Genomic DNA, 25147 nt, shown 5'->3' with positions numbered 1-25147 from the left:
ACGCATCCGGCCGCTTTCCCCGGGAGGTCGGGTCCGTCGGGGTGGGCCCGGCCTCCCGAACCAAACTCCCGAAGTGCCCTGCAACACAGTCGCCGCGCGGGTGTGCGGGGCGCCGGAGACCGCTGAGTACCGTGGTTGGATCCCGATCAGGGCAAAGGAGCCTGGCTGTGCCGTCCACCACGTTTCAGCACACCGAAGTCCTGCCGCTGGGCAAGGACACCACCACCGAGTACCGGCTGGTCACCGCCGACGGCGTCGAAACCGTCGAAGCGGCCGGCCGGAAGTTCCTCAAGGTCGACCCCGCGGCGCTGACCACGCTCGCGCGCACCGCCATCACGGACATCCAGCACCTGTTGCGTACGTCACACCTGCAGCAGCTGCGGGCGATCGTCGACGACCCCGAGGCGAGCGGCAACGACCGGTTCGTCGCGATGGACCTGCTGCGCAACGCGGCCATCTCGGCCGGCGGCGTGCTGCCGATGTGCCAGGACACCGGCACGGCCATCGTCATCGGCAAGCGGTCCGAGGGCGTGCTGACCGGAGGTGACGACGAGCGGGCCCTGTCGGAGGGCATCTTCGACGCCTACCAGCAGCTGAACCTGCGCTATTCGCAGATGGCGCCCACCAACTTCTGGGAAGAGCGCAACACCGGCACCAACCTGCCGGCGCAGGTCGAGCTGTACCACAAAGACGGTGAAGGCGATCCCTCCTACGAGTTCCTGTTCATGGCCAAGGGCGGCGGGAGCGCGAACAAGACGTTCCTGTACCAGGAGACCAAGGCCGTCCTGAACCCCAAGCGGCTCGCGCGGTTCCTGGACGAGAAGCTGCGCAGCCTCGGCACCGCGGCGTGCCCGCCGTACCACCTGGCGATCGTCGTCGGCGGCATGTCGGCGGAGTTCAACCTGAAGGTCGCGAAGCTGGCTTCGGCGCGCTACCTCGACACCCTCCCGACCGAGGGTTCAGAGCTGGGGCACGCGTTCCGCGACCCGAGCCTCGAGCAGCAGGTGCTGGAGATGACGCGCCAGTTCGGCATCGGCGCGCAGTTCGGCGGCAAGTACTTCTGCCACGACGTGCGCGTGATCCGCCTGCCCCGCCACGGTGCGAGCTGCCCGGTCGGCATCGCGGTCTCGTGCTCGGCCGACCGCCAGGCCAAGGCCAAGATCACCGCCGACGGCGTGTTCATCGAACAGCTCGAGCGCGACCCGGCGCAGTTCCTGCCCGACGTGACCGAGGACGACCTGTCCGACGAGGTCGTGAGCGTGGACCTCAACCGCCCGATGGACGAGATCCGCGCGCAGCTCTCGCAGCTGCCGGTGAAGACGCGGCTGTCGCTGTCCGGGCCGCTGGTCGTCGCGCGCGACATCGCGCACGCGAAGATCGCCGAGCGCCTCGACGCCGGCGAGGAGATGCCGCAGTACCTCAAGGACCACCCGGTGTACTACGCCGGCCCGGCGAAGACGCCCGACGGCTACGCGTCCGGTTCGTTCGGCCCCACCACGGCCGGGCGCATGGACTCCTACGTCGAGCAGTTCCAGGCCGCGGGCGGCTCGATGGTGATGCTCGCGAAGGGCAACCGCTCCAAGCAGGTCACCGCCGCGTGCCAGAACCACGGTGGTTTCTACCTGGGCTCGATCGGCGGCCCGGCCGCGCGGCTGGCCAAGGACTGCATCAAGAAGGTCGACGTGCTCGAGTACGCCGAGCTCGGCATGGAAGCCGTGTGGAAGATCGAGGTCGAGGACTTCCCCGCCTTCATCGTCATCGACGACAAGGGCAACGACTTCTTCGCCGCCACCAGCGAACCGGTGCTGCAGATCAGCTTCCGCTAGCACCGCCCCGATGCACCCCGATGTGGTGTTCGGTGCGCTCAGCGCACCGAACGCCGCATCGGGTGCGCTCAGCGCAACCAACGCCACATGGGGGTGGTCGGGTCAGTCGTCGGTGACCTGGGCGATCAGGCGGTCCAGCTCGGCCAGCTCCGCCGACGACAGCGCGAGCATCGACTTCGGCGGCTCCCCCAGGATGCGCTCGGCCTGGGCCGCGGCCACGGCGCCGGGGGCCGTGACGGTGACGACGCGGCTGCGCCGGTCCTCGGGGTGCGGTTCGCGCAGCACGAGGCCGCGGCGGACGAGCTCGTCCACGACGTGCGTGGTGTAGGGCCGGTCGGTGTTGAGCTGCTCGCTCAGCTCGCTCATCGTCAGCGCCCGGGCCGCGACCCGGCGCAGCGCCTTGATCTTGATGAAGCTCATGCCGAGCGCTTCGCACACTTCACGCTTGCGTTCGTGGCGGTCGAGCACCAGCGCGCGCACGCGGGCCCACACGCGGGTGGCGACCTCGAGGTCGGACTCCGTGCCCATGTCAGGCCCGGACCAGTCCCGAGTCGGCTTCCTCTTCGACGCCCACGCGCCGCGCCGTGGCGTACGCCCAGCGCGTGGTGGTCACCAGCCCCAGCACGAGCACCAGCAACCCGCAGCCGCCGATGATCCACCAGCCGGCGTGGCTGGCTGCCGCGAGGCCGCCGGCGAACGGGCCGTGCACGCGAGCGGTGACGACCGCGCCGATCACCGCCACGCCCAGCGACGTGCCGACCTGGCGGCTCGTCGAGGCGATCGCGGCGGCGACCCCGGCCTGCGAGCGCGGCATGCCGGACACCGCCGCGTAGGTGATCGGGGCGTTGACCAGGCCGAACCCGATGCCGAACACGACGTAGGCGATGATCAGCCGCCACAGCGGTGTGGTCGAGGACAGGTCGAGCATCAGCAGCGCGCCGATCACGGTGCCGATCCCCGCGCCCACCAGCGGCAGCCGCGCGCCGCGGGTGCCCACGAGCCGGCCGGAGATGAGCGCGCAGATCGCGCACATGATGGCCATCGGCAGCGTGAGCAGGCCCGCGTGCAGGGCGCTGAAGCCGCGGGTGTCCTGCAGGTAGAGCGAGTTGAGGAAGAGGAACCCGGCCATCGCCGCGATGCCGGACACCGCCGTGAGCGTGGCGCCGGAGAACGGTGCGCTGCGGAAGAACCGCGGCTCCAGCAGCGGGTCTCGCCGCCTTCGTTCGTACGGCACGAACACGGCCACCGAGACCAGGGCGAGCACGAACGCGACGAGGATCTGCGGCGAGCCGTACCCGGCGTCGCGGCCCTCGATGATGCCGTAGGTCAGCCCGGCGAGGAACACGATCACCAGCAGCTGGCCCACCGGGTCGATCCGGCGCGGCCGCGGCGCGCGCGACTCCGGCACGAACACCGCGGTGAGCACGACCGCCGCGATGACGACCGGCACGTTGATCCAGAAGATCGAGCGCCAGCCGGCCGCGCCCACGAGAAGCCCGCCCAGCACCGGACCCACGGCCATGGACAACCCCATGGTGGCGCCCCACATGCCGATCGCGCGCCCGCGCTCCTTCGGGTCCGTGAACGTGTTGGTGACGATCGACATCGCCACCGGGTTGAGCATCGACCCGCCGATGGCCTGCAGCGCGCGGAACGCGATGAGCAGGCCCACGCTCGGCGCGAGACCGCACAGCAGCGAGCCGACGCCGAAGAGCACGAGGCCCGTCTGGAACGTGCGCCGCCGCCCGAGCCGGTCGGCCGTCGAGCCCGACAGCATGAGCAGGCTCGCGAGCACGAGCGTGTAGGCGTCGATCGTCCACTGCAGGCTCGACACGGACGCGCCGAGATCGTGCTGGATGGAGGGCAGCGCCAGGTTCACGATCGTGTTGTCGAGCCCGACGATGAACAGGCTCATGCAGCAGACCGCCAGCACGATCTGGCGCCGCCGACGGCTGAGCTCCGGCACGGTACCCCTTCACAGAAGGTAGTTGTAGAATCCTAACATTTAGCACACTACAACTAACTGTCCGCGCCTACCGCCGAACGCGGTACAGCTCACGCCGCATTGCGGTCAGCCGGGGAACATCTTCGTAAGCCGGGCGAGGGTCTTCTCGATGCCGTCGGCGTTGCGCTTCGGGAAGCCCATCAGCTCGATCGCCAGCGGCGAGGCCGCGGTGGAGTAGTCGAACGTCTCGGTCACGGTGGTCTTGCCCTCGCCGGCCGGCTCCAGCAGCCAGCGCCAGCGGTGACCCACGAAGTGGCGCCACGCGATGAGCCGGTTCTCCTCGAACTCCACCACGGTGTTGCTGATCCGGTACGGCGCGCCCAGTTTCATGTCCATCCCGAACTTCGCGCCGAGCGAGAGCCGGGAAGGGGCGCCGTCACGGCCGCGGCGGACCGTGCCGGAACCGTCGATCAGCGGGTGGTTGGCGGGATCGGCGAGCAGGTCGAACAGCTGCTCGGGTGACGCGGCGACGACCGCGGTGCGCGAGATCTGGCGGGTGCCCATGCCCGGTGAGCCTAGGGCTCGGCCGGTGCGCCCACGATTCGAACGCGGGGCGGGAAGGTGGAGATCACCCGGGTGCCACGGGTGCGGGTGTGGCACCCGGGTGATCGCCGGTGCCGGTGCCGGTGGCTCGGTCCGGTGCCCCCCGACGAGCCGTGCGGTGCCGACCTCGGCGAAGCCGTCACCGAGGCGGTGACTGCTTCAGAACCACCGTCCGCTCGCCGAGCGGCGCGGCGAGCGCGACGGAGATGTAGGGGTAACGCAGGTCCATCGTGCACATCTGACCGGTCTGCGCCTTGGTCTCGCTCAGGTCCAGCACCACGTGCTGCGCGGTCTGCTCGATCGCCTCGCCGAGGGCGTGGCCGCAGCCGCCCTCTTCGGCGCGGACGTTGATGATCGTGCCGCCGTTGGCGGTGTAGACCTCGTGCGGGAAGCCCGACGGCAGTGCCTTCGCGTCGACCTTGTCCGCGGGCACCGGCGTGCTGCCGGCCGGCACCTCGAGCCGGGACCGGCCCGGCGGGTTGGGCGGCGGCTTCGGCACCGACGACGGCGAGGTCGAGATGCTGCCGCTCGGTGCCGCGGAATCGCCTCCGGACGCGGGGTTCGTGGCCATGGTCGCCTGGGCGCCGCAGGCTGTCACCGTGGCGAGGATCAAGCCCGTGCCGACCAGCTTCGTCAAGTACCTCATGCATCAAGGACGGAACACGGACCGCATCCGGTTGCATCCGCTCACGGACCGGGGCGCAGCACCAGCTTCCGGCCGCCGAGCGGTTCGGCCAGCGGCACGGGCAGCGAGATCTCGCGTACGTGCATGGGGCACATCTGGCCGTGGGGCGCCTTGGTGACCGTGACGATCACGACGGCCTGCTGCGCGGTCTGCTCGCCGGCGGCGGCCGTGATGTGGTCACAGCCGCCCTCTTCGGCGTGGATCACCACGACCTTGCCGCCCTGCGCGAGCGTCACGTCGTGGGGGTAGCCGGCGGGCAGCGCCGACGCGTCGAGCTGGCCGGCGGCGGGTGCCGTGTCACCCGGCGCGGTGCCCTGCGTCGGCCGGCTCTGCGGCGGGCCGGACGGGGACGGCAGCGGCATCGGCGGGGGCAGCGTGGGTGACGACGGCACCGACGGCGTCGTCGGAGACGGCATGGTTGAAGTCGGCGTGGTTGAAGTCGGCGCCGCGCTGGACGGGCCCGGTCCCGCCGGCGCGGCCCCTCCGCCGCCGCACGCCGCGGCCGAAAGCAGCAGAACGCTCACACCCAGGACTTTCACCGTTGTCCGCATACCGTGCGGACGGAATCCGGGCCGGGGTGGTTGCACGGGCGGGGCAGAAACTTCAGTCGAGCACGTCCGGCAGGTCGCGCACGGAGTCCAGCACGTGCGTCGCCCCGGCCTCGGTGAGCTCGGCGCGCGTGCCGGCGCCGGTCAGCACCCCCGCCACCACGCGCGCGCCCGCGGACAACCCGGTGCGCACGTCCGACGGCGTGTCCCCGGCGACGGCGACGTTGCGCACGTCGGTGACGCCCAGGCGCAGCACCGCCGTCAGCACGAGGTCCGGGTACGGGCGCCCGCGCCGGCCCTCGCCCGGGGCGAGGGTGAGGTCGGCGAGGTCGCGCCAGCCCAGCGCCTCGAGGATCGCCTGCTGCGTCACGGCCGCGAAGCCGGTGGTCAGCGCGACTTTCACGCCGCCGTGGCGCAGGCCACGGATCACGTCCTCCGCGCCGGGCACGGGCTTGCACTCCCCCGCCGCGACGAGCTCGGCATAGGCGCGTTCGAACTCCGCATTGGCGCGCTGCGCGAGGTCCTCGGCCGGCAGCAGGGCACGGAAGACGGTGATCTTCGACTGGCCCATGGTGGCGTTCACGTGCGCGAGCATCGCCGGGAACCGATCGTCGGATTCGGGCACTCCGGCGGCACCGATCGCCGCGGTGAAGGCGCGCACCACGAGCCCGTCGTCGACGACGGTGGTGCCGGCGAGGTCGAGCACGACCAGCTCGGTCGTCACAGGCCCAGCTCCCGCGCGGTGTCCTCGGCGATCGCGGACGAGCACGTCATGCCGCGCCCGCCGGGGCCGGTGACGAGGAAAGCGTTGTCCGCCAAGCGTTCCCGGTGCACGATCGCGGCCGGGTCGAGGGCCTGGGCGTACACGCCGGCCCAGCGGCGGCGGATGCGCGGCAGCGGCCGGCCCAGCAGCGCGCCGGCGACCTCGGCGAGGTGCTCGTACGGGTCTTCGGTGACGTCGAAGCCGAAGGGCTGGTCGTACTCGTGCGTGTCGCCGATGGTGAGCGAGCCGTCGAGGCGCTGGACCATGAGCAGCTGCATGGCGTGGGCGGCGGCGACGTCACCCTGGGGCTGGGTGCGGCCGAGCTCGGCCAGCGCGTCGCTGCGGAAGGCCGGGTAGTAGCGGAAGCTGTCGGCGTCGGCGACGCTCGTGGTCAGCGTTTCGCCGAGGGGTTCGGTCTGCGCCATCTGCAGCCGCACGCGGCGCACGGGGATTTCCCCGGCGAGCTCGCGGACGAGTCCGCCGAGCCACGCGCCGGTGCAGAAGATCGTGACGTCGCCTTCGTGGCGGTCACCGTGGTCGTCGGTGACGCCGGTGTCGGTCAGCGTGCGGACTTCGCGGCCGGGCAGCCAGGTGTAGCGGCCGGTCTTCTGCAGCACCGCGCGCAGGGCGGGCTGGGCGGTGCGGGGTTCGACGGCCGCGTCGCGCTCGCACCACAGCGCGGCCGTGAAGTCGCCGCGCAGCGCGGGGTTCAGCCGGCGGGTCTCGGCCGGGGTGAGGAGCTCGAAACCGCGCTCGGCCGCGTCGGCCTTCGTGGTCGCGGCTTCGGCGACGGCGCGCTCGGCTTCGGTGCGCAGGACCGTGAGCGAGCCGTTGGCGCGGAAGCCCAGCGCCGGCGTCTGCTCGGCGATCGTCTGCCACAGCTCGCGGGCGCGCAACGCGGTGGTGAGCTCCGGGCCGTCCGCGCGGCCGCTGACCCAGACGAGACCGAAGTTGCGCACGGACGCGCCGCGCGCTTCGGGCTCGCGTTCGAGGTGGACGACGTCGTGGCCGCGGTGGATCGCCTGCCACGCGTGCATGGTGCCGAGGACGCCGCCACCGACGATGAGGATTCGCACGAGCGCCACGGTCGTTCAGCGGTGGGAATGGGGAGTTTCGCGGTGGGGAACGGAGAGTGAAGACGTGGGGTGGAGTGACTCGGGGTTGTTTGTCCCGGGGTTGTTTGCGTCAGCGTTGTTTCGCTCAGAGGCGTCCGCTGGCGACGAACACCGCGACGGCGAGGATGAGGGCGTTGACGGTGACGTTGCGCCACTCCGCGGCCTTGTGTTGCACGATCGCGAGCCGCGCGTGCATGGCCATCGCCCCGACCATCACCACGACCAGGCCGACGGCGGCCCAGCCCGTGAGGCTCGGCGCGACGCCCGTGAGCTGGGGCAGGATCAATCCGACCACGGCGATGAGCTCGCAGATCGCGGTGAACCGCACCACCGGCAGCGGGTAGGCGGCGGCGCCGGTCTGGCCCGTTTCGAGCATGCGTTCGCGCGACATCGTGGACTTGAGCGAACCGGACAGGGCGAAGAGCAGGGCCAGGACGATCTGCCCGGCCCAGAGTGCGGCGTTCACGGGGTCTCCCTTCGAATGGCGGTCGCGGGGGGAACGGGGGAGAGCCGCGAGGTGTGACACAGGGATTTCGGCGCCACGCTGTGGTTGGCTGTCGCTGCCCGCACCCGGTGAAAGGAACCCACCATGCCGCTCGCCCGCCGGCTGGGGCTGACCGACGCCGTGTTCCTCGGGCTCGGGTCGATGGTCGGCGCGGGGGTGTTCGCGGCGTTCGCGCCGGCGGCCGGCGCCGCGGGGGCCGGGTTGCTGCCCGCGTTGGGGATCGCCGCGGTGGTCGCCTTCTGCAACGCGACGTCGTCGGCGCGGCTGGCGGCGCGGCACCCGGAGTCGGGCGGCACGTACGTGTACGGGCGGGCGCGGCTCGGTGAGTTCTGGGGTTACCTCGCGGGCTGGGGGTTCGTCACCGGCAAGACGGCGAGCTGCGCGGCGATGACGTTGACGGTCGTGGCGTACGCGGCGCCCGGGGTGGGGCAGCCGTGGCGGGCGGTGATCGCGGTCGGGGTCGTGGCGGCCGTGACGGGGGTCAACTGCCTCGGGGTGCACCGGTCGGCGCTGGCGACGCGGGTGATCGTGGTGATCACACTGGTGGTGCTGGCGGTGGCGGTCGGGAGCGCGGCGTCGGGCGGGTTCGTGGCCGAGCCGTTCACGCCGTTCGACGGTGGCGGGGTGCTGACGGCGGCTGGGCTGCTGTTCTTCGCGTTCGCCGGATACGCGCGCCTGGCCACGCTCGGGGAGGAGGTACGGGACCCCGCGCGGACCATTCCGCGGGCCATCCCGCTCGCTCTCGGGCTGACGCTGGTGGTCTACGCCGTGGTCGCCGTCGCGTTGCTGCTCACGCTCGGGCCGCAACGGCTGGCGGCGAGCCCGGACCCGATCGCGGAGGCGGCCGCACCGTGGCTCTCACCGGTCGTGCGGGCCGGCGCGACGCTGGCGTCGCTGGGCTCGTTGCTGGCGCTGGTGCTCGGTGTCTCGCGCACGACGCTGGCGATGGCCCGTGACGGGTACCTGCCGCGCGGGCTCGCCGTGGTACACCCGCGGTTCGAGGTGCCGCAGCGGGCGGAACTGGCGGTCGGCGTGGTGGTGGCCGTGCTCGCGACGACGGTGGATCTCCGTGGGGCGATCGGGTTTTCGTCGTTCGCGGTGCTGGCGTACTACGCGATCGCCAACGCGGCGGCGTTGCGGCTGCGGGCGGACGAGAACCCGGCGCCGCGGTTCGTCGCCGTGCTGGGGCTCGCGGGGTGCGCGGTGCTGGCGTTCAGCCTGCCGTGGCCTTCGGTGGTGGCGGGGTGCGCGGCGCTGGCGCTCGGGGCGCTGGCGTACGCCGTGCGGAGGCGAACTGCCCGGCACTGAACCGGTTCTGTGGCACGAGGGGACCGTTCGCCCGAAAGATCCGAAGAAAGTCGGTTGTCCGGTTGACCGGGGTCTGGTGTAGTCGAGTCATCACTCCCCGTATCCCCGTTCCCTTGTGGACACCGGAAGGACGGATTCCCGCATGACCTTCAAGAGACGGTTCACCCTGCTCGGAAAAGCTCTCGTCGGCGTCACGGCGCTGGCCGCCGCGGTCGGACTCGCGACCCCCGCCGTGGCCGGCCCGCCGCCGTCGGCGAACGGCACCCAGGTGGTGGGCGGCAGCCGGGCAGCGCAAGGCGAGTTCCCTTGGATGGTAAGGCTTTCCATGGGCTGCGGCGGCGCGCTGTACACGCCGCAGATCGTGCTCACCGCCGCCCACTGCGTCACGCGCACCGGCTCGAACTCCTCGATCACGGCGACGCTCGGCGTGGTCGACTTGCAGAGCTCCAGCGCGAAGAAGGTGCGCTCCAGCTATGTCTACCGCTCAACCACGTACGACACGACCGGCGGTGACTGGGCGCTGATCAAGCTCGCGAGCCCCGTCTCCGGCGCCCCGACGCTGCCGCTCGCGTCCAGCGCTTCCCTGAACACCGGCACGTTCACCATCGCGGGATGGGGCGCCGCGACCGAGGGCGGCGCGCAACAGCGTTACCTGCTGAAGGCCCAGGTGCCCTTCGTGAGCGACTCGACGTGCAAAGCCCAGGGCGGCGACTACTCCGGCCTCATCGCCAACGCGGAAATCTGCGCGGGCAACGTCTCCGCCGGCGGCGTCGACACCTGCCAAGGCGACTCCGGCGGCCCCCTGTTCCGCCGCGACACCGCCGGCGACTGGGTCCAGGTCGGCATCACGAGCTGGGGCACCGGCTGCGCCCGCGCCCACGCACCCGGCGTGTACACCGAGGTGACCACCTTCGCCAGCGCAATCTCCTCGGCGGCTTCGAAGATCTGACTCGCCTGACGGAGACGGCGTGCCGCCGAGGCGGTGCGCCGTTCTCCGGCGCTTCGAGACAGACCGCTTCAGCGCGTCTTATCCAGTCGTGCCAACGTTTCCTCGTAGCCGTTCACCAGGTCGGCCATCACGTCGGCCACCGGGCGGACGCGGTCCATGCGGCCGACGATCTGGCCGACCGGCATCGAGACCACGGTCGGGTCGTCCGCGGCGTGGATGCGGTTGTGGGCGTGGGAGACCAGGAGGTTCTGCAGGGGCATCGGCAGGGGCTCGGGCGCGTCGGGGGCGGTCCAGGCGTCCGTCCAGCGGGTTTTGAGCAGGCGGGCGGGTTTGCCGGTGTAGATGCGGGTGCGGACGGTGTCGGCGGACGTCGCGTTGACCAGTGCGGTCTGCATGGCGCCGGAGGCCGGCATGGTGCGGCGGTACTCCTCGGTGGCGAGCCAGACCGAGCCCATCCACACGCCCGACGCGCCGAGCGCCAGCGCGGCCGCGACCTGGCGGCCGGAGCCGATGCCGCCGGCCGCGAGCACGGGCGCCCGCGCGCCGACGGCGTCGACGATCTCCGGCACCAGCACCATCGACGCGATCTCGCCGGTGTGCCCGCCGGCCTCGTATCCTTGCGCCACTACGAGATCCACGCCGCGCGCGACGTGGCGGGCCGCGTGCTCACCCTTGCCCGCGAGCGCCGCCACGGGCACGCCGGCGGCGTGCGCGCGCTCGATCACGTCTTCGGGCGGCGAGCCCAGCGCGTTGGCGATGAGGCTGATGCGGTGCTTGAGCGCAACGTCCACATGGGACCGCGCCACCGAGTGGAGCCAGCCGAGCACGCCGGCGCGTTCGTCGGTGTCGTCGGGCAGCGGGGGCACGGCGAGATCGCGCAGCACTTTGTCGACAAAGGACCGATGCGCGTCGGGGATGAGCTTGGTGAGGTCGACCTGGGTGCCCTCGGCGGGGACCTTCGCGGGCATCACGATGTCGACACCGTACGGCTTTCCGCCGGTGTTCTCGTCCATCCAGGACAACACGGCGTCGAGCTCGGCGGCGTCGTTGAACCGCACGCAGCCGAGCACGCCGAGGCCGCCCGCGCGGCTGATCGCGGCGGCGACGTGCTCCGACGGCGTGAAGCCGACGATCGGCAACTCGATGCCGAACCGGTCGCAGAGGGAAGTCCGCATGCGCACTCCTAGGCGGGTTCGTGTTCGGCGGCGTAGCGCTGGGCCCACGGGTAGTCGGGTTTGCCGCTGGGCGAGCGGCCGATCTCGTCGGCGAGCCAGACCGTGCGCGGCACCTTGTAGCCCGCGATCTCGGTGCGCACGTGCGCCTCGATCGCCGCGAGGTCGGGCGCCACGCCGGGCCGCGGCTGCAGAACCGCGGCCACGCGCTGGCCGAGGCGCTCGTCGGGGACGCCGATCACGAGCGCGTCGAACACGTCGGGGTGGGATTTCAGCGCGCCCTCGACCTCTTCGGGGTACACCTTCTCGCCGCCGGTGTTCACGCACTGCGAGCCGCGGCCCAGGAGAGTCACCGTGCCGTCGTCCTCGTAGCGGGCCCAGTCGCCGGGCACGACGTAACGCACGCCGTCGACGTCGGCGAAGATCGTGCGGCTCTTCTCGGGGTCGTTGTAGTAGCCGAGCGGCACGTGGCCGCGACGGCCGATGAGCCCGACCGCGCCGGGCACGCGCTCGACGACCGCGCCGTCCTCGTCGAGCAGGATCGCGTCCTTGCCGAACATCACGCGCGGTCCGGCGCTGTGGTCGGAGTCCCTGCCCACCATGCCGATCCCGGTGAAACCGCTTTCCGACGAGCCGATCGCGTCGGTGAGCACGACGCCGGGCAGCAGGTCGAGCAGCTCCTGCTTCACCGACTGCGAGAACAGCGCGGCGTGGCTGGACACGGCGACGAGCGAGGAAGCGTCGTAGTCGCCCTCCCGGTAGGCCTCCACCAGCGGGCGCGCCATGGCGTCGCCGACGATGGTCATCACCTGAACCTTGTTCTCCTGCACGGCTTTCCACACGTCGCGCGCGTCGAACTGCGGCACGAACACCACCGGGCTGCCGGTGAACAACGCGCCGAACGCGGCCCACTGCGCGGCGCCGTGGATGAGCGGCGCGGCCGGCAACCGGGTGAGGCTGCCGGCTTTGCCCTGCTCGGCGAGCGTCCACTCGTCGGGCACGTACTCGCCGGTGACGAAGTTGATGCCGCCGCCGAGCGCGCGCCAGATGTCCTCGTGACGCCAGAGCACGCCCTTCGGGTAACCGGTGGTGCCGCCGGTGTAGAGGATGTAGAGGTCGTCGGCGCTGCGCTCGGGGAAGTCGCGGCACGGGTCGTGCCGCGCGAGCGCTTCCTCGTAGGCGACGCCTTCGAAGGCCGCGTCCGACCCGTCTTCGACGACGACAACGTGTTTCAGTTTCGGCGTCTCGGGGAGGACTTTCGCCACCTTGCCGGCGAAGCGGCGCTCGTGCACGAGGGCGACCAGATCGGCGTTGGCGAACAGGTACCTCAGCTCGCCGTGGACGTAGCGGTAGTTCACGTTCACGGCCACCGCGCGGAGCTTGTACGCGGCGAACATCGTTTCCAGGGCCTCGATGGAGTTGCGGGAATAGACACCGACGTGGGACCCGCGTCCCACGCCGTGGGCGGCGAGGTGGTGCGCCAGGCGGTTCGCGCGGGCCTCCAGCTCGGCGAACGTCACCTGCCTCGCTCCGCACACGACCGCGACACGCTCCGGCACGGCGTCGACGGCGTGCTCGAGCAGATCCGCGATGTTGAGTGCCACGCCCTTCAAAGTAGAACATGTTATCGTTCTGGGCAATGCCCCGCGTTCTCCGGGAGGTTTCCTTGGCCGCGCCCCACGCCCTCGTATCTCTGGAAGGCCAGACCCTCGTGGTGACGATGAACCGCCCCGAGGCCCGCAACGCGCTCACCGGCGAGATGCTCGCGATCATGACCTCGGCGTGGGACCGCGCGGACACCGATCCGCAGGTGCGCTCCTGCATCCTCACGGGCGCGGGCGGCGCCTTCTGCGCGGGCGCCGACCTGAAGTCGATGTCCCGCAACGCCCCCTCCGATGCCTTCGACTCCGGCGCCTTCGACCCGAGCCGCATCGACGGCCTCCTGAAAGGCCGCCGCCTTTCGAAACCCCTACTCGCGGCCATCGAGGGCCCCGCCATCGCCGGCGGCACCGAAATCCTCCAGGCGACCGACATCCGCGTCGCCGGCGAATCCGCGCGCTTCGGCGTCTCCGAGGCCCGCTGGGGCCTGTTCCCCCTGGGCGGCTCCGCCGTGCGGCTGGCGCGCCAGATCCCCTACGCCCTCGCCGCCGACCTCCTCCTCACCGGCCGCCACCTCTCGGCCCCCGAGGCCCTCGCCTGCGGCCTCATCGGCCACGTCGTCCCCGACGGCACCGCCCTCTCCCGCGCCCTGGAACTGGCGTCACTCATCAACGCCAACGGCCCCGTCGCGGTCCGCGCCATCCTCCGCACCCTGCGCGACACAGAGGGCCTGCCGGAGAACGAGGCCTTCAAACTGGACGCCAAGTACGGCATGGAGGTCTTCGCGTCGGCCGACGCGAAGGAGGGACCGCGCGCGTTCGCGGAGAAGAGGAAGCCACGGTTCGAGGGTCGTTGAGATCGCGAAGGGGCCGGCCTCTTCACTCAAGACACGTACCGCTCCCTCAGCCTCCTCTTGTACAGCTTCCCGTTCGGGTCCCTCGGCAGCTCGTCCAGATAGTCCACCGACCGGGGCAGCTTGAACCGCGCCAAGCGGGTCGCCGCGAAAGCCAGGAGTTCCGAAGTCAAGGCAGCAGAGGGAGAAACGCCAGGAGCCGGCTGCACCACCGCCTTGATCTCCTCGCCCCAGTCGTCGTGGGGGATGCCGAAGACGGCGATGTCGGCGATTTTCGGGTGCATCACCAGTTCGCCCTCGATTTCGGCCGGGTAGATGTTCACACCGCCCGAGATAATGAGGTCGGCGGCGCGGTCGTGGAGGTAGAGGTAGCCGTCGGTGTCGAGGTGGCCGATGTCGCCCAGGGTGAAGAGCGAGCCGACGCGGGAGCGTTGGGTTTTCAAGCGGTCGCCGTGGTATTCGAAGGACGAGTCGCCCATCTTCAGGTACACCGTGCCGACCTCGCCGGGAGGGACCTCGACGCCGGCGGAGTCCAGGACGCGCACGGTCGAGCCCGGCCAGGGCAGGCCGACGGAGCCCGGCTTGCGCAGCCACTCCTCGCCCGTGATGACGGTGCCGCCGCCTTCCGTGGCGGCGTAGTACTCCGTGACGACCGGGCCCCACCAGCCGAGCATGCGGCGCTTGACCTCGGGCGGGCACGGGGCGGCGCCGTGGATCATCACACGCAGCGAGGACAGGTCGAAGCCCGACCGGACGTCGGCGGGCAGCGCGAGGAGGCGGCGGAACTGCGTGGGCACCATGTGGCTGTGCGTCACGCGATGCCGCTCGATCAGGCGCAGCATGTCGGCCGCGTCCCAGCGGTCCATGAGCACCGCGGTGTGGCCCAGCTGCACGGAAATCGCCACGAAGTTCAGCACGGCCGTGTGGTAGAGCGGCGAGCCGCACAGGTGCACGTGCCCGTCGAAGGGCGCCAGGCCGAAGATCCCGAAGAACCACGTCGACGCCGCCGGCACCTCGTCCGGGTCGGCGCCCGTCAGCGGCCGCCGGACGCCCTTGGGCCGGCCCGTGGTGCCCGACGTGTAGAGCATCGGCGAACCCGCGGTCCTGGAACCGGGCCGCCCCTCCCCCAGACCCGCGCCCAGCTCCTCCATCCGCCGGAAGCCCGGCACCTCCCCCACGGCGAACCGCGCCCTGATCCCGGCCTCGTCCGCGGCCGCCACGGCGACGTCCGCGAACCGTTCGTGCGCCAGGAAAGCCTTCGCCCCGCTGTCGGCCAGGATGTACGCGACCTCCGGCGCGACGAGATGCCAGTTGACCACCACCACGTACAGCCCCGACTGGATCGCGGCGAAGTACGCGGCCAGCAGCTCGTCGCCGTTGGGCTGCAGCAGCACGATCGCGTCGCCGGCCTCGAGGCCGAGCTCGCGCAGGCCCAGCGCGTAGCGGTTGGCTTTCGCCGCCAGCTCGCCGTAGCCGACCTCGCGGCCGTCGGGGTCCACCAGTGCCACGCGGTCCGGCTCGGCCGCGGCGATCGTCCACAGTCCCAGGTCCATGGCTCCAAATCTAGAACGCGTTACACCCACACACAACAGCCATCTTGCCTGTAATTCGAGAACGTGTTTCACTCAGGAACGTGACGGACACCCCGCTCTCGGCGCCGCTCGACGTCGGATTCGACTACACCCGCTCGACCGGGCCGGTGCTCGGCCGGTTCGTGAACGCCCTGCGCGAGCGCCGGATCGAAGGCGTCCGCGGCAGCGACGGGCGCGTCCACGTGCCGCCGCCCGAGTACGACCCCGTGACCGCCGAAGCGCTCGGCGAGTTCGTGCCGGTGCGCGCCGAGGGCACCGTCGTCTCCTGGACGTGGTGTGCGAAGCCGCTGGAAGGCCAGCCGTTGTCGCGCCCGTTCGCGTGGGTCCTGGTCAAGCTCGACGGCGCCGACACCACCCTCCTGCACGCCCTCGACGCCGGCGATCCCGAAGGAGTCCACACCGGACAGCGCGTCAAAGTCCGGTGGGCGACCGAAACCGTCGGTCACATCCGCGACATCGCGTATTTCCTGCCCGCGGACGCACCCGAAACCGAACCCACCGAACCTCCACCCCCGGTGGCGAAACGCGAAGACGGCGCCCCCGTCGAGGTCGTCATCACCCCGGTCCACCTGCACTACCGCCACTCCGCGTCCCCCGAGGAAAGCCGCTACCTGCGCGCGCTCGCCGAAGGCCGGCTGATCGGCCAGCGCTGCCCCGCCTGCGCGAAGGTGTACATCCCGCCGCGCGGCGCCTGCCCCACCGACGGCGTGCCGACCACCGACGAGGTCGAGCTGCCCGACACCGGCATCGTCACCACGTTCTGCATCGTCAACGTCCCCTTCCTCGGCCAGCGCATCAAACCGCCCTACGTCGCGGCCTACGTGCTCCTCGACGGCGCCGACATCGCCTTCCTGCACCTCGTGCTCGGCTGCGCCGCCGAAGAAGTGCGGATGGGCATGCGCGTGCGCGCGGCGTGGCGGCCGCGCGACGAGTGGTGGACGTCGCTGGAGAACATCAGCCACTTCGAACCGACCGGCGAGCCTGACGCGCCGTACGAATCCTTCGCCCACCACCTGTGAGGGGGACGCATGCCCGAAGTCGCCGTCGCCGGGTTCGCGCAGGCACCGAACGTCCGCGAGACCGCCGGCACCACCAACGGCGTCGAGATGCTCGTGCCGATCCTGGCCGAGGTGTTCGCCGCCACCGGATTGTCCAAACAGGACATCGGGTTCTGGTGCTCCGGCTCGTCGGACTACCTGGCCGGCCGGGCGTTCTCCTTCATCGCGGCCGTCGACGCCATCGGTGCCTTCCCGCCGATCCACGAGTCGCACGTGGAGATGGACGCCGCGTGGGCGTTGTACGAGGCCTGGCTGAAGATCCGCATGGGCGAGGTCGACACCGCGCTCGTCTACGGCTTCGGCAAGGCCAGCGCCGGGCAGCTGCGCCGGGTGATCGCGCTGCAGCTCGATCCGTACGTGCTCGCTCCCCTCTGGCCCGATTCCCTCGCCATCGCCGGGCTGCAGGCCAGGCTGGGCCTCGACGCCGGGCTCTGGTCCGAAAAGGACCTCGCCGAGGTCGCCGCCCGCAGCCGCGCCGACGCGGCCGGCAACCCCGCCGCGCAGCTGTCGGGTGAGGTCGACGTCGCCACCCTGCTCGACACTCCGTACGTCGCGGATCCCTTGCGCGCCCACGACATCGCGCCGGTCACCGACGGCGCGGCCGTGCTCGTGCTGGCCGGCGCCGAGCGGGCGAAGGACCTCGTCGACCGGCCCGCCGTCCTCACCGGCGTCGAGCACCGCGTCGACTCCCCCGTCCTCGGCGCCCGCGACCTGACTCGGTCGCCGTCCACCGAAGCCGCCGCCCGCAACCTCGACCTCGACGGAGTCGAGCTGGCCGAGCTGCACACACCGTTCACGCACCAGGAACTCATCGTCCGCACCGCGCTCGGGCTCCGCGACGGCGTGCGGATCACGCCGTCCGGCGGCGCGCTCACCGGCAACCCGATGTTCTCCGCCGGCCTCGCCCGCATCGGCGAGGCGGCCGCACGCATCCACCGCGGCGAGGCGGGCAAAGCCCTCGCCCACGCGACGAGCGGCGCGGCTCTGCAACAGAACCTCCTCGCCGTGCTGGAGGCGCGATGACCAAGCAGCTCGCGGCCGTGCTCGGCACCGGCCAGACCCACCACCGCGCGAAGCGCACCGACGTGTCCATGCCCGGCCTGCTGCGCGAGGCCATCGACCGCGCGATGGCCGACGCCCAGGTCGGCTGGGACGACATCGAGGCCGTGGTGCTCGGCAAGGCCCCCGACCTGTTCGAGGGCGTGATGATGCCCGAGCTGTTCCTGGCCGACTCGCTGGGCGCGACCGGGAAACCGTTGCTGCGCGTGCACACCGCGGGTTCGGTCGGCGGCTCGACGGCGCTGGTCGCCGCGTCGCTCATCCAGGCCGGGGTGCACCGGCGCGTGCTGACGGTGGCGTTCGAGAAGCAGTCGGAGTCCAACGCGATGTGGGGGCTCTCGATCCTGCCGCCGTTCCAGATGCCGGTGGGCGCCGGCGCGGGCGGGTACTTCGCGCCGCACGTGCGCTCCTACATCCGCCGCTCGGGCGCGCCCGCGCACGTCGGGGCGATCGTCGCCGCGAAGGACCGGCGCAACGGCGCGCTCAACCCGTATGCGCACCTCCGGCAGGCCGACATCACCGTGGAATCCGTGCAGGCGTCGCAGATGCTGTGGGACCCGATCCGCTACGACGAGACGTGCCCTTCCTCCGACGGCGCCTGCGCCATGGTGCTCGGCGACGAAGCCGCGGGCGACGCGGTGCCGGGCGGGGCCGCGTGGATCCACGCGACAGCGATGCGCACGGAGCCCACCACGTTCGCCGGCCGCGACCAGGTGAACCCGCGGGCCGGGCGCGATGCGGCGAAAGCGTTGTGGCACGAGGCCGGGATCACCGACCCGCTGTCCGAAGTGGACGTCGCCGAGATCTACGTGCCGTTCTCGTGGTTCGAGCCGATGTGGCTGGAGAATCTGGGGTTCGTGCCGGAGGGCCAGGGCTGGAAAGTCACCGAGGCCGGCGACACGGCGCTGGGCGGCCGGCTGCCGGTGAACCCGTCGGGCGGGGTGCTGTCGTCGAACCCGATCGGCGCGTCGGGGATGCTGCGGTTCTCCGAGGCGGCCAAGCAGGTGATGGGCCGTGCGGGCGACTACCAGGTCGAGGGCGCGCGCGTGGCGCTCGGCCACGCGTACGGCGGCGGCTCGCAGTACTTCAGCATGTGGGTGGTGGGCTCGGCCAAACCCGGCTCATGACCGGCGCCGGCCGCGCAGCGCGAACAGCGTGCCGAGCGCCCCGAGCACCGCGCCGAGGGCGAGCGGACCGGCCGTGTGCTGGCGCGGCGCGATGACCGGCCGCAGCTCCGTGGGCGACGGCGGCGGGACCGGTTTCTGCGGTGCGTCCCGAGCCGTGGCCGTCCAGGCTGTGATGTAGATGAGCATGCGCGCGATCAGGGAGATGAAGAACAGCAGACCGATCACGGACCCGAACGCGACGCCCGAGGGCGACGCGCTGATCAAGTTCAGGTAGATGCCACCCGCCTGCTTGAGCAGCTCGAACCCCAGCGCCGCCGCGACCGCGCCCCGCATCGCGCTGCGCCAGCCGACGCGTTCGCGCGGCAGCCGTGTGAGCACCCAGAGGAACACCAGCCAGTCGGCCAGCAGCGCGAGGGGCACCGACGTCGCCGAGAGCACGGAGTGGCCCCAGCTGGTGTCGTCGACGCCGACGAGTTTCAGCAGGTAACGGCCCATGGCCGTGCCCGACACGGTGATGCCGAACGACACGATCAGCGCGGCGGCGAGCCCCAGCAGCGCGAGCACGTCCATGAGGATCGTGCGCAGCAGCGGCCCGTCGGAGCGGTTCTGCCCGTACATCGCCGTGAGCGCGTCGCGCAGGGAGTTCATCCAGTTCCACCCGGAGTACAGCCCGACGACCAGACCCGCGACGCCGACGCTGGTGCGCTGCTCCACGAACCCGGTGAGCAGGTCCGACGCCTTCTCACCGAGCGCGCCGGGCAGCGTGCCGGAGATGGCGTGCAGCATCTGATCGAGCAGCTGCGGCTGCGTGGCCAGCACGAACCCCGCGGCCGACGACGCCAGCATCAGGATCGGCACCAGCGAGAGCAGGCTGAAGTACGTGATCGAGGCGACGTAGTGGTAGCCCCCGTAGTCGAGGTACCGGTTGGTGGCCAGCGCGAGGTGGTCGAGCCAGCGGTACCGGGCCCGCGCGCGGGCCCACCGGCTCGGCCCCGGCAGTTGAGGGTTCACGGTCACTGTCTACCCAGCCGGGGCCGGGTTTGTCGCACCGGACCCGCCTTTCACCCCAGGACGACGAGTTTGTCGTGATCGTCGGGCGGCGGCGCGCTGTCGGTGGTCGCGAAGACGGTGGCGCCGAGGAACTCGAGCTCGCAGCCGAGCGGGGTGAGGAACCCGGTGTCGGCGGCGTCGCGACCGGTGGCGATGCGGAGCATCACGGAGCGCGGGGCGAGGCGGGTCGCGTCGAACACGAGCCAGCGCCCGCCGACGCCGGCCTCGAACACGGCGTGGAAGTCCATGGGTTTGAGGCCCGGGGCATACACGGTGGTGAAGCGGGCGGGGATGCCCGCGGCCCGGCAGAGGGCGACGCAAGCGTGGGCGAAGTCGCGGCAGGCGCCTTCGCCGGATCTCAGGGCGGTGGCGGCGTCTCGGCCCCAGGGGGTGGCGGCGACGTAGTTCAGCCGGTCGTGGACGTGGTCGGCGATGGCGCGGACGCGGGTGCGGTCGTCGCCCTCGCCGGGTTTCAGGGCGGCCATGCGGTCGGACGGGCAGAAGCGGCTTGGGCGGGTGTAGCGCGCGAGGTCGGCGAGCGTGACGGGCTCGGCGGCGGTGCGGCAGAGCGTGCGTTCGCCGTGGTAGGTCACGCGGTGCTCGCCGGCGGGGAGGTCGTACACCTCGGCGCGCGTGCCGTGGTCGAGCTCGGCGATGCGGGGAGCGCCGGCGGCGGAGACGGTGAGCTCGTCGGTGTCGGCCTGGACGGCGGCGACCGAGATCGCGGCGAGACCGGGCTTCGTCACCCGGACGCCGAACTCGACGTCGACCGTCACGCGTTGCGCCACCAGGCCATCATGCCGGTTTCGGGCGGATCGGGCCTGGTCAGGCGTAGCGGACCGGGTAGTGCTTGATGCCGTTGAGCCAGCTGGAGCGCAGGCGCTGCGGGGGCGCGGCCTCGGTGATGCCCGGCATGACGTCGGCGATCGCGGAGAAGATGAGGTCGATCTCGAGGCGGGCGAGGTTGGCGCCGAGGCAGTAGTGCGAGCCGGTGCCGCCGAAGCCGACGTGGGGGTTGTCCTCGCGGAAGACGTCGAAGCGCTCGGGCTTGTCGAACACGTCGGGGTCGAAGTTGGCGGAGCTGTAGAACATGCCGACGCGGTCGCCGCGGCGGATGTGCGCGCCGCCGAGCTCGGTGTCGCGTGTGGCGGTGCGCTGGAACGCGACCACCGGCGTGGCCCAGCGGACGATCTCGTCGGGCGCGGTCTTGGGTTTTTCCTCGCGGTAGCGCGCCCACTGGCCGGGGTGGTCGAGGAAGGCCTTCATGCCGTGGGTGATGGCGTTGCGCGTGGTCTCGTTGCCGGCGACGGCCAGCAGGATCACGAAGAAGCCGAACTCGTCAGAGCCGAGCGCTTCGCCGTCGACGTCGGCCTGCACGAGCTTGGTGACGATGTCGTCGACCGGGCAGCGGCGGCGTTCCTCGGCCATGTTCCAGGCGTAACCGACGAGCTCGGCGCTCGCGGTGAGGGGTTCGAGCTCGTACTCGGGATCGTCGTAGGCCACCATCTGGTTGGACCAGTCGAAGATCTTCATCCGGTCCTCCTGCGGCACGCCGATGAGCTCGGCGATGGCCTGCAGGGGCAGCTCGCACGCGACGTCGGTGACGAAGTCGCCTTCACCCTTGCTGCGCGCTTCGGCCACGATGCGCTCGGCGCGTTCGCGCAGGGTGTCTTCGAGCTTGGCGATGGACTTCGGCGTGAAGCCCTTCGCGACGATGCGGCGCAGCTTCGTGTGCTGCGGGGCGTCCATGTTGAGCAGCACGAGGCGGTTGGCGTCGAGGTTCTCCGACGTCATCTGGTCGTCGAAGCGGATGATGGCGGTTTTTTCCCACGACGAGTACAGCTCGCTGTCGCGGGAGACCGCCTTGACGTCGGCGTGCCGCGTGACGACCCAGTAGCCGTCGTCCCCGAAACCGGCGGTGTTGCGGCGCTGCGGGTTCCACCACACCGGCGCCGTGCGGCGAAGCTCGGCGAACTCCTCCAGCGGCAGGCGGTTGGCGTAGAGGTCCGGGTCCGTGAAGTCGAAACCGGCGGGCAAAAGCGGAGCGGCCACGGCTGCCTCCTGCACGGGATCGGCGGTGATTCGCGCACTGCAACACGTTCTATGGGTTATTGGAGCATACGGTGTTAACTTACGGAACCCCGTTTGGTGATACCCGTTTACTTGACCGATTCTGTGCAGGTGAACGAGCGCTCAGTTGGTGGAGATCAAAATCAGCGGGCAGCTGGGAGTTCTTGCGTCAAATGGAAACGTGTTCTAGTTTTGGGCGGGTGAACACTGTTAGCTCTCCTCGCGAGCCCGTGCTCGTCGCGGCGGTGCGCGCGCCGATCGGCAAACGCGGCGGCCGGCTCTCGGGCCTGCATCCGGCCGAACTGCTCGGCGCGGCGCACCTCGCGGTCCTCGACCGCAGCGGCATCGATCCCACCCTGGTCGACCAGGTCATCGGCGGCGCCGTCACGCAGGCCGGCGAACAGGCCGGCAACGTCACCCGCACGGCCTGGCTCCACGCCGGCCTGCCCCCCGCCACCGGCGCCACCACCATCGACGCCCAGTGCGGCTCGGCCCAACAGGCGGCCCACCTGATCGCGGGCTTGATCGCGGCGGGCGCGATTTCGGCCGGGGTGGCGTGCGGGGTGGAGTCGATGAGCCGGGTGCCGTTGGCCCGATCGGACAGCCGCTCCGGTGCTGCCACCGGATCGCCGCGGCCGGAGTCGTGGTCGATCGACCTGCCGGACCAGTACCGGGCGGCCGAGCGGATCGCCGTGCGGCGCGGGCTGACGCGCGCGGACGTCGACGAGTTCGGGGCCGCTTCGCAGCACAAGGCCGCGGCCGCGTGGGCGGACGGACGGTTCGACCGGGAGGTCGTCCCGGTGAAGGCGCCCGACCCGGTCTCCGGGGAACCGCGGCTGATCGCCCGGGACCAGGGGCTCCGGGAGACCACTGTGGACGGTCTGGCCGCGTTGAAACCTGTGCTGCCCGACGGCATCCACACGGCCGGCACGTCGTCCCAGATCTCCGACGGCGCCGCCGCGCTGCTGCTGATGGACGCCGCGCTCGCCCGCTCCCTCGGGCTGCGCCCCCGCGCGCGGATCCTCGCCCAGGCCCTGGTGGGCGCCGAGCCGTACTACCACCTCGACGGGCCCGTCCAGGCCACCGACCGCGTGCTGGCGCAGGCCGGCATGACCATCGACGACCCGGACGTGTTCGAAGTCAACGAAGCATTCGCCTCGGTCGTCCTTTCCTGGCAACGCGTGCACTCCCCCGACCCGGCCCGGGTGAACGTCAACGGCGGCGCCATCGCGCTCGGCCACCCCGTCGGCAGCACCGGCGCGCGTCTCCTCACCACGGCGTTGCACGAACTCGAACGCCGCGACGCCGCGACCGCCCTCGTCACCATGTGCGCAGGCGGCGCGATGTCCACGGCGACAATCATCGAACGGCTCTGAGCGGCCTACGCTGGGGCGATGAAACTGACGGCGACCGTCCTCGGCGCGCCCGACCCGCGCGCGCTGGCGAAGTTCTACCAAGCGCTGCTGGGCTGGCCCCTCGGCGCGGACGAGCCGGACTGGGTCACGCTGCGGCCGCCCGAGGGTGGGCCCGGGCTGTCGTTCCAGCTGGAACGAGAGCTGGTTCCCCCGAAGTGGCCGCAGAAGCCCGGCTACCAGCAGATGATGCTGCACCTGGACATCGAAGTCGACGACCTGGCGAAGGCCGGCGCGAAAGCCGTCGCGGCTGGGGCGCGGCTCGCCCCGTTCCAGCCGCAGAAGCACGTCCGCGTGTACCTCGATCCGGCCGGGCACCCGTTCTGCCTGTGGGCCAACCCCTGACCCGGCTCACGACAACGGCACGGCGACAACCCCGGGCGGCATCCGCTCCGGCTCACGCCGCCACGCCGCGGCGAAGGCGTGGGCGAGCCGCTTCGGAACCTCGACCTGCGCGCCGCCCCCGTGGAAGTCGATGGTCACCAACGTCGCCTCGACCTCCCACGGCACGCGGCGCAGCAGCTTCGCGTAGTCCGCGCTCGACGACACGAACCCGAGCACCCGCCGCGCACCGAGCCGATCCACCTCGTACCGGATCGCGTCCTCCAGCGTGCCGGGCGGCCAGTCGCGCAGGCGAAGTTTCCGGTCGTAGTAGGCGATCGGCTCCTCCGCCCTGGCGACGCCGTAGCCACCGCTGAGGATGAGCAACCGCCCGGACGCCGCCGCGTCGGGCAGCGCGTCGCCGACGTTCCGGTAGAAATGCCCGCCGTACCGCTGCCACGCCGGCAGCCACGCCCGCTCGTCGACCGCCGACCGCGGCAGGATCTCCTCACGACCGCGGAGCAACCCCTCGGGCCAATCCGCCCGCCCCACCGGGCGCGAACTGCCACCGACAACCTTGGCCTTCGACGGCCCGATGATCAGCAACGTGCCGGGCTCGTCGACCAGGCCCTCCACCAGACGCATGCCCGCATTCAACCACCCGGCCCAACGCCTCCACGGCACACGTGATCGACCATCCGGGCGGGTCGAAACCGGCGTTGCCCCGAGTCCGCCGGACACTCGGACCGACGCGGCCGCAAGCCGATCACGCCGAGCGCACGCTGACACCGCCACGAACACTCGACCCCGCAGCGGAAACGCCGATCGAACTCGCCCGCCGAACCACCGAGAGCCGCTCGGCCGCGCATTGCCCACGCCCGACAGAGTGGAAAACGCCCCGACCCCGCCCGCCCCGGCTCGCGGCAACTCTCGCACCAACCGACGACACTCAGCCAATCACCGTGCGCACCACCAGTCGTAGGTTCAGCCGAACGAAACGCATCCGCGGCAGGCCGTCCCAGCCCGCAGTAGCGCCGATCCTCATCACCCCAACACTCAACCGCACCGTGCCCCGCCTAGCCGTCGTCCGGCCGAGCGAAACGCCCCCTGGCACGACCCGGCCCGCCGAAGCCCTCGCACAACGCCGCAACACTCAACTGAACACCGAGCCCCACCAGGCCATTGCCTGGCCGTGCGAAAACGCATCCGCCGCAGGCCGTCCCAGCCCGCAGCCGCGCAACACTCAACTGAGCACCGTGCGCCCCGCCGGGGAGTATCCGGCCGGGGGAAACCCCCGGCACCGCCCGGCCCGGCTCGTGGCAGCCCTCGCAACAACTCGACTGAACACTGCACGCCCCGCTAGGCCGTTGCCCGGCCGTGCGAAACGCACCTTGGCACCGCCCGCCTCAGCCCACGGCTACGCCGGTCCCCGAAACCCCGTAGCGCTGAACCGCACCGTGCGCCCCGGCAGACCGTCGTCCAGGCGACCGAAACGCATCCGCCGCAGGCGGTCCCTGCCCGCAGCAGCGCCGATCCTCGGGCCCCAACGCTCAACCGCACCGCGCGCCCGGCAGGGCGTTGTCAGGC

The 25147-nt window shown here is 71.5% G+C and carries 24 protein-coding genes; 9 read left to right on the top strand and 15 right to left on the bottom strand.

What is annotated here, in order from left to right; translation table 11 throughout:
* Positions 1-167 precede the first annotated feature (167 nt).
* Positions 168-1826, top strand: a complete 1659-nt coding sequence (locus tag ACQPXB_RS13680; protein WP_366583374.1) for a fumarate hydratase — start codon at positions 168-170, stop codon at positions 1824-1826.
* Positions 1827-1928: 102 nt separating this feature from the next.
* Here the strand turns inward: ACQPXB_RS13680 and ACQPXB_RS13675 are convergent, their stop codons facing one another.
* The 8 genes from ACQPXB_RS13675 to ACQPXB_RS13640 form a co-directional block, all read right to left on the bottom strand.
* Positions 1929-2354 (bottom strand): MarR family winged helix-turn-helix transcriptional regulator, encoded by a 426-nt coding sequence (locus ACQPXB_RS13675; protein ID WP_366583375.1) that lies wholly within the window; start codon positions 2352-2354, stop codon positions 1929-1931.
* Position 2355: 1 nt separating this feature from the next.
* Positions 2356-3792, bottom strand: a complete 1437-nt coding sequence (locus ACQPXB_RS13670; protein ID WP_432851932.1) for an MFS transporter — start codon at positions 3790-3792, stop codon at positions 2356-2358.
* Between the two features lie 105 nt (positions 3793-3897).
* Complete coding sequence (locus ACQPXB_RS13665; protein WP_386956228.1) at positions 3898-4335, bottom strand: SRPBCC family protein; 438 nt, start codon at positions 4333-4335, stop codon at positions 3898-3900.
* 178 nt (positions 4336-4513) lie between these two features.
* A complete protein-coding gene (locus ACQPXB_RS13660; protein ID WP_366583378.1) occupies positions 4514-5020 on the bottom strand; it encodes a hypothetical protein in 507 nt (168 codons plus the stop codon).
* A gap of 41 nt (positions 5021-5061) precedes the next feature.
* Positions 5062-5475 (bottom strand): hypothetical protein, encoded by a 414-nt coding sequence (locus ACQPXB_RS13655; protein WP_386956227.1) that lies wholly within the window; start codon positions 5473-5475, stop codon positions 5062-5064.
* A gap of 187 nt (positions 5476-5662) precedes the next feature.
* Entirely contained in the window at positions 5663-6331 is a 669-nt protein-coding gene (locus ACQPXB_RS13650; protein ID WP_366583380.1) for a phosphonatase-like hydrolase, read from the bottom strand.
* On the bottom strand, positions 6328-7446 hold the full coding sequence (locus ACQPXB_RS13645) for a TIGR03364 family FAD-dependent oxidoreductase (RefSeq protein ID WP_432851931.1): 1119 nt from the start codon (positions 7444-7446) through the stop codon (positions 6328-6330). Before ACQPXB_RS13645 ends, ACQPXB_RS13650 begins: the two co-directional genes overlap by 4 nt.
* A 124-nt stretch (positions 7447-7570) precedes the next feature.
* Positions 7571-7951 (bottom strand): DoxX family protein, encoded by a 381-nt coding sequence (locus ACQPXB_RS13640; RefSeq protein WP_432851930.1) that lies wholly within the window; start codon positions 7949-7951, stop codon positions 7571-7573.
* A gap of 123 nt (positions 7952-8074) precedes the next feature.
* Between ACQPXB_RS13640 and ACQPXB_RS13635 the strand changes: the two genes are divergently transcribed.
* Both ACQPXB_RS13635 and ACQPXB_RS13630 read left to right on the top strand, forming a co-directional pair.
* A complete protein-coding gene (locus ACQPXB_RS13635; protein ID WP_432851929.1) occupies positions 8075-9298 on the top strand; it encodes an APC family permease in 1224 nt (407 codons plus the stop codon).
* A gap of 142 nt (positions 9299-9440) precedes the next feature.
* On the top strand, positions 9441-10247 hold the full coding sequence (locus ACQPXB_RS13630) for a S1 family peptidase (RefSeq protein WP_432851928.1): 807 nt from the start codon (positions 9441-9443) through the stop codon (positions 10245-10247).
* A 68-nt stretch (positions 10248-10315) separates the two neighbouring features.
* On the opposite strand, the gene ACQPXB_RS13625 is transcribed toward ACQPXB_RS13630, so the two are convergent.
* Together ACQPXB_RS13625 and ACQPXB_RS13620 are read right to left on the bottom strand one after the other, a co-directional pair.
* Positions 10316-11422, bottom strand: coding sequence for an NAD(P)H-dependent flavin oxidoreductase (locus ACQPXB_RS13625; protein ID WP_432851926.1), 1107 nt, complete (start codon positions 11420-11422; stop codon positions 10316-10318).
* A gap of 8 nt (positions 11423-11430) precedes the next feature.
* Complete coding sequence (locus tag ACQPXB_RS13620) at positions 11431-13023, bottom strand: acyl-CoA synthetase (protein WP_432851924.1); 1593 nt, start codon at positions 13021-13023, stop codon at positions 11431-11433.
* A gap of 62 nt (positions 13024-13085) precedes the next feature.
* On the opposite strand from ACQPXB_RS13620, the gene ACQPXB_RS13615 reads away from it, so the two are divergent.
* Positions 13086-13874 carry a crotonase/enoyl-CoA hydratase family protein gene (locus ACQPXB_RS13615; RefSeq protein WP_432856604.1) on the top strand — a complete coding sequence of 263 codons (789 nt, stop codon included), beginning with the start codon at positions 13086-13088 and terminating at the stop codon, positions 13872-13874.
* A 26-nt stretch (positions 13875-13900) separates the two neighbouring features.
* On the opposite strand, the gene ACQPXB_RS13610 is transcribed toward ACQPXB_RS13615, so the two are convergent.
* Positions 13901-15424 carry an acyl-CoA synthetase gene (locus ACQPXB_RS13610; RefSeq protein ID WP_432851922.1) on the bottom strand — a complete coding sequence of 508 codons (1524 nt, stop codon included), beginning with the start codon at positions 15422-15424 and terminating at the stop codon, positions 13901-13903.
* An 80-nt stretch (positions 15425-15504) separates the two neighbouring features.
* Between ACQPXB_RS13610 and ACQPXB_RS13605 the strand changes: the two genes are divergently transcribed.
* Genes ACQPXB_RS13605 through ACQPXB_RS13595 form a run of 3 tightly spaced genes read left to right on the top strand, consistent with a single transcriptional unit; the run spans position 15505 to position 18707 of the window.
* Entirely contained in the window at positions 15505-16482 is a 978-nt protein-coding gene (locus ACQPXB_RS13605; protein WP_432851920.1) for a Zn-ribbon domain-containing OB-fold protein, read from the top strand.
* Positions 16483-16491: 9 nt separating this feature from the next.
* Complete coding sequence (locus tag ACQPXB_RS13600; protein ID WP_432851918.1) at positions 16492-17544, top strand: thiolase domain-containing protein; 1053 nt, start codon at positions 16492-16494, stop codon at positions 17542-17544.
* A complete protein-coding gene (locus tag ACQPXB_RS13595; RefSeq protein WP_432851916.1) occupies positions 17541-18707 on the top strand; it encodes a thiolase domain-containing protein in 1167 nt (388 codons plus the stop codon). The genes ACQPXB_RS13600 and ACQPXB_RS13595 overlap by 4 nt, the downstream gene beginning before the upstream one ends.
* Here the strand turns inward: ACQPXB_RS13595 and ACQPXB_RS13590 are convergent.
* The 3 genes from ACQPXB_RS13590 to ACQPXB_RS13580 are packed head-to-tail and all read right to left on the bottom strand — an operon-like array spanning position 18702 to position 21809.
* Positions 18702-19718, bottom strand: coding sequence for a YhjD/YihY/BrkB family envelope integrity protein (locus ACQPXB_RS13590; RefSeq protein ID WP_386956294.1), 1017 nt, complete (start codon positions 19716-19718; stop codon positions 18702-18704). The genes ACQPXB_RS13595 and ACQPXB_RS13590 overlap by 6 nt on opposite strands.
* Positions 19719-19768: 50 nt before the next feature.
* The gene (locus ACQPXB_RS13585; RefSeq protein ID WP_366583392.1) at positions 19769-20545 is read right to left on the bottom strand and encodes a transglutaminase-like domain-containing protein; all 777 of its coding nucleotides are present in this window, start codon (positions 20543-20545) and stop codon (positions 19769-19771) included.
* Between the two features lie 37 nt (positions 20546-20582).
* The gene (locus ACQPXB_RS13580; protein ID WP_432851913.1) at positions 20583-21809 is read right to left on the bottom strand and encodes a cytochrome P450; all 1227 of its coding nucleotides are present in this window, start codon (positions 21807-21809) and stop codon (positions 20583-20585) included.
* A 218-nt stretch (positions 21810-22027) separates the two neighbouring features.
* Here ACQPXB_RS13580 and ACQPXB_RS13575 point away from each other — a divergent pair, with 218 nt between their 5' ends.
* Both ACQPXB_RS13575 and ACQPXB_RS13570 read left to right on the top strand, forming a co-directional pair.
* Positions 22028-23203, top strand: a complete 1176-nt coding sequence (locus ACQPXB_RS13575; RefSeq protein WP_432851911.1) for a steroid 3-ketoacyl-CoA thiolase — start codon at positions 22028-22030, stop codon at positions 23201-23203.
* A gap of 18 nt (positions 23204-23221) precedes the next feature.
* A complete protein-coding gene (locus ACQPXB_RS13570; protein WP_432851909.1) occupies positions 23222-23584 on the top strand; it encodes a VOC family protein in 363 nt (120 codons plus the stop codon).
* Positions 23585-23590: 6 nt separating this feature from the next.
* Here the strand turns inward: ACQPXB_RS13570 and ACQPXB_RS13565 are convergent, their stop codons facing one another.
* Positions 23591-24205, bottom strand: a complete 615-nt coding sequence (locus ACQPXB_RS13565; RefSeq protein WP_432851907.1) for a hypothetical protein — start codon at positions 24203-24205, stop codon at positions 23591-23593.
* Between the last annotated feature and the right edge of the window lie 942 nt (positions 24206-25147).

Origin of the sequence: Amycolatopsis sp. CA-161197, from assembly GCF_050942255.1 — a bacterium.
GTDB lineage: Bacteria > Actinomycetota > Actinomycetes > Mycobacteriales > Pseudonocardiaceae > Amycolatopsis.
This window is presented reverse-complemented; position numbering and strand designations above follow the sequence as displayed.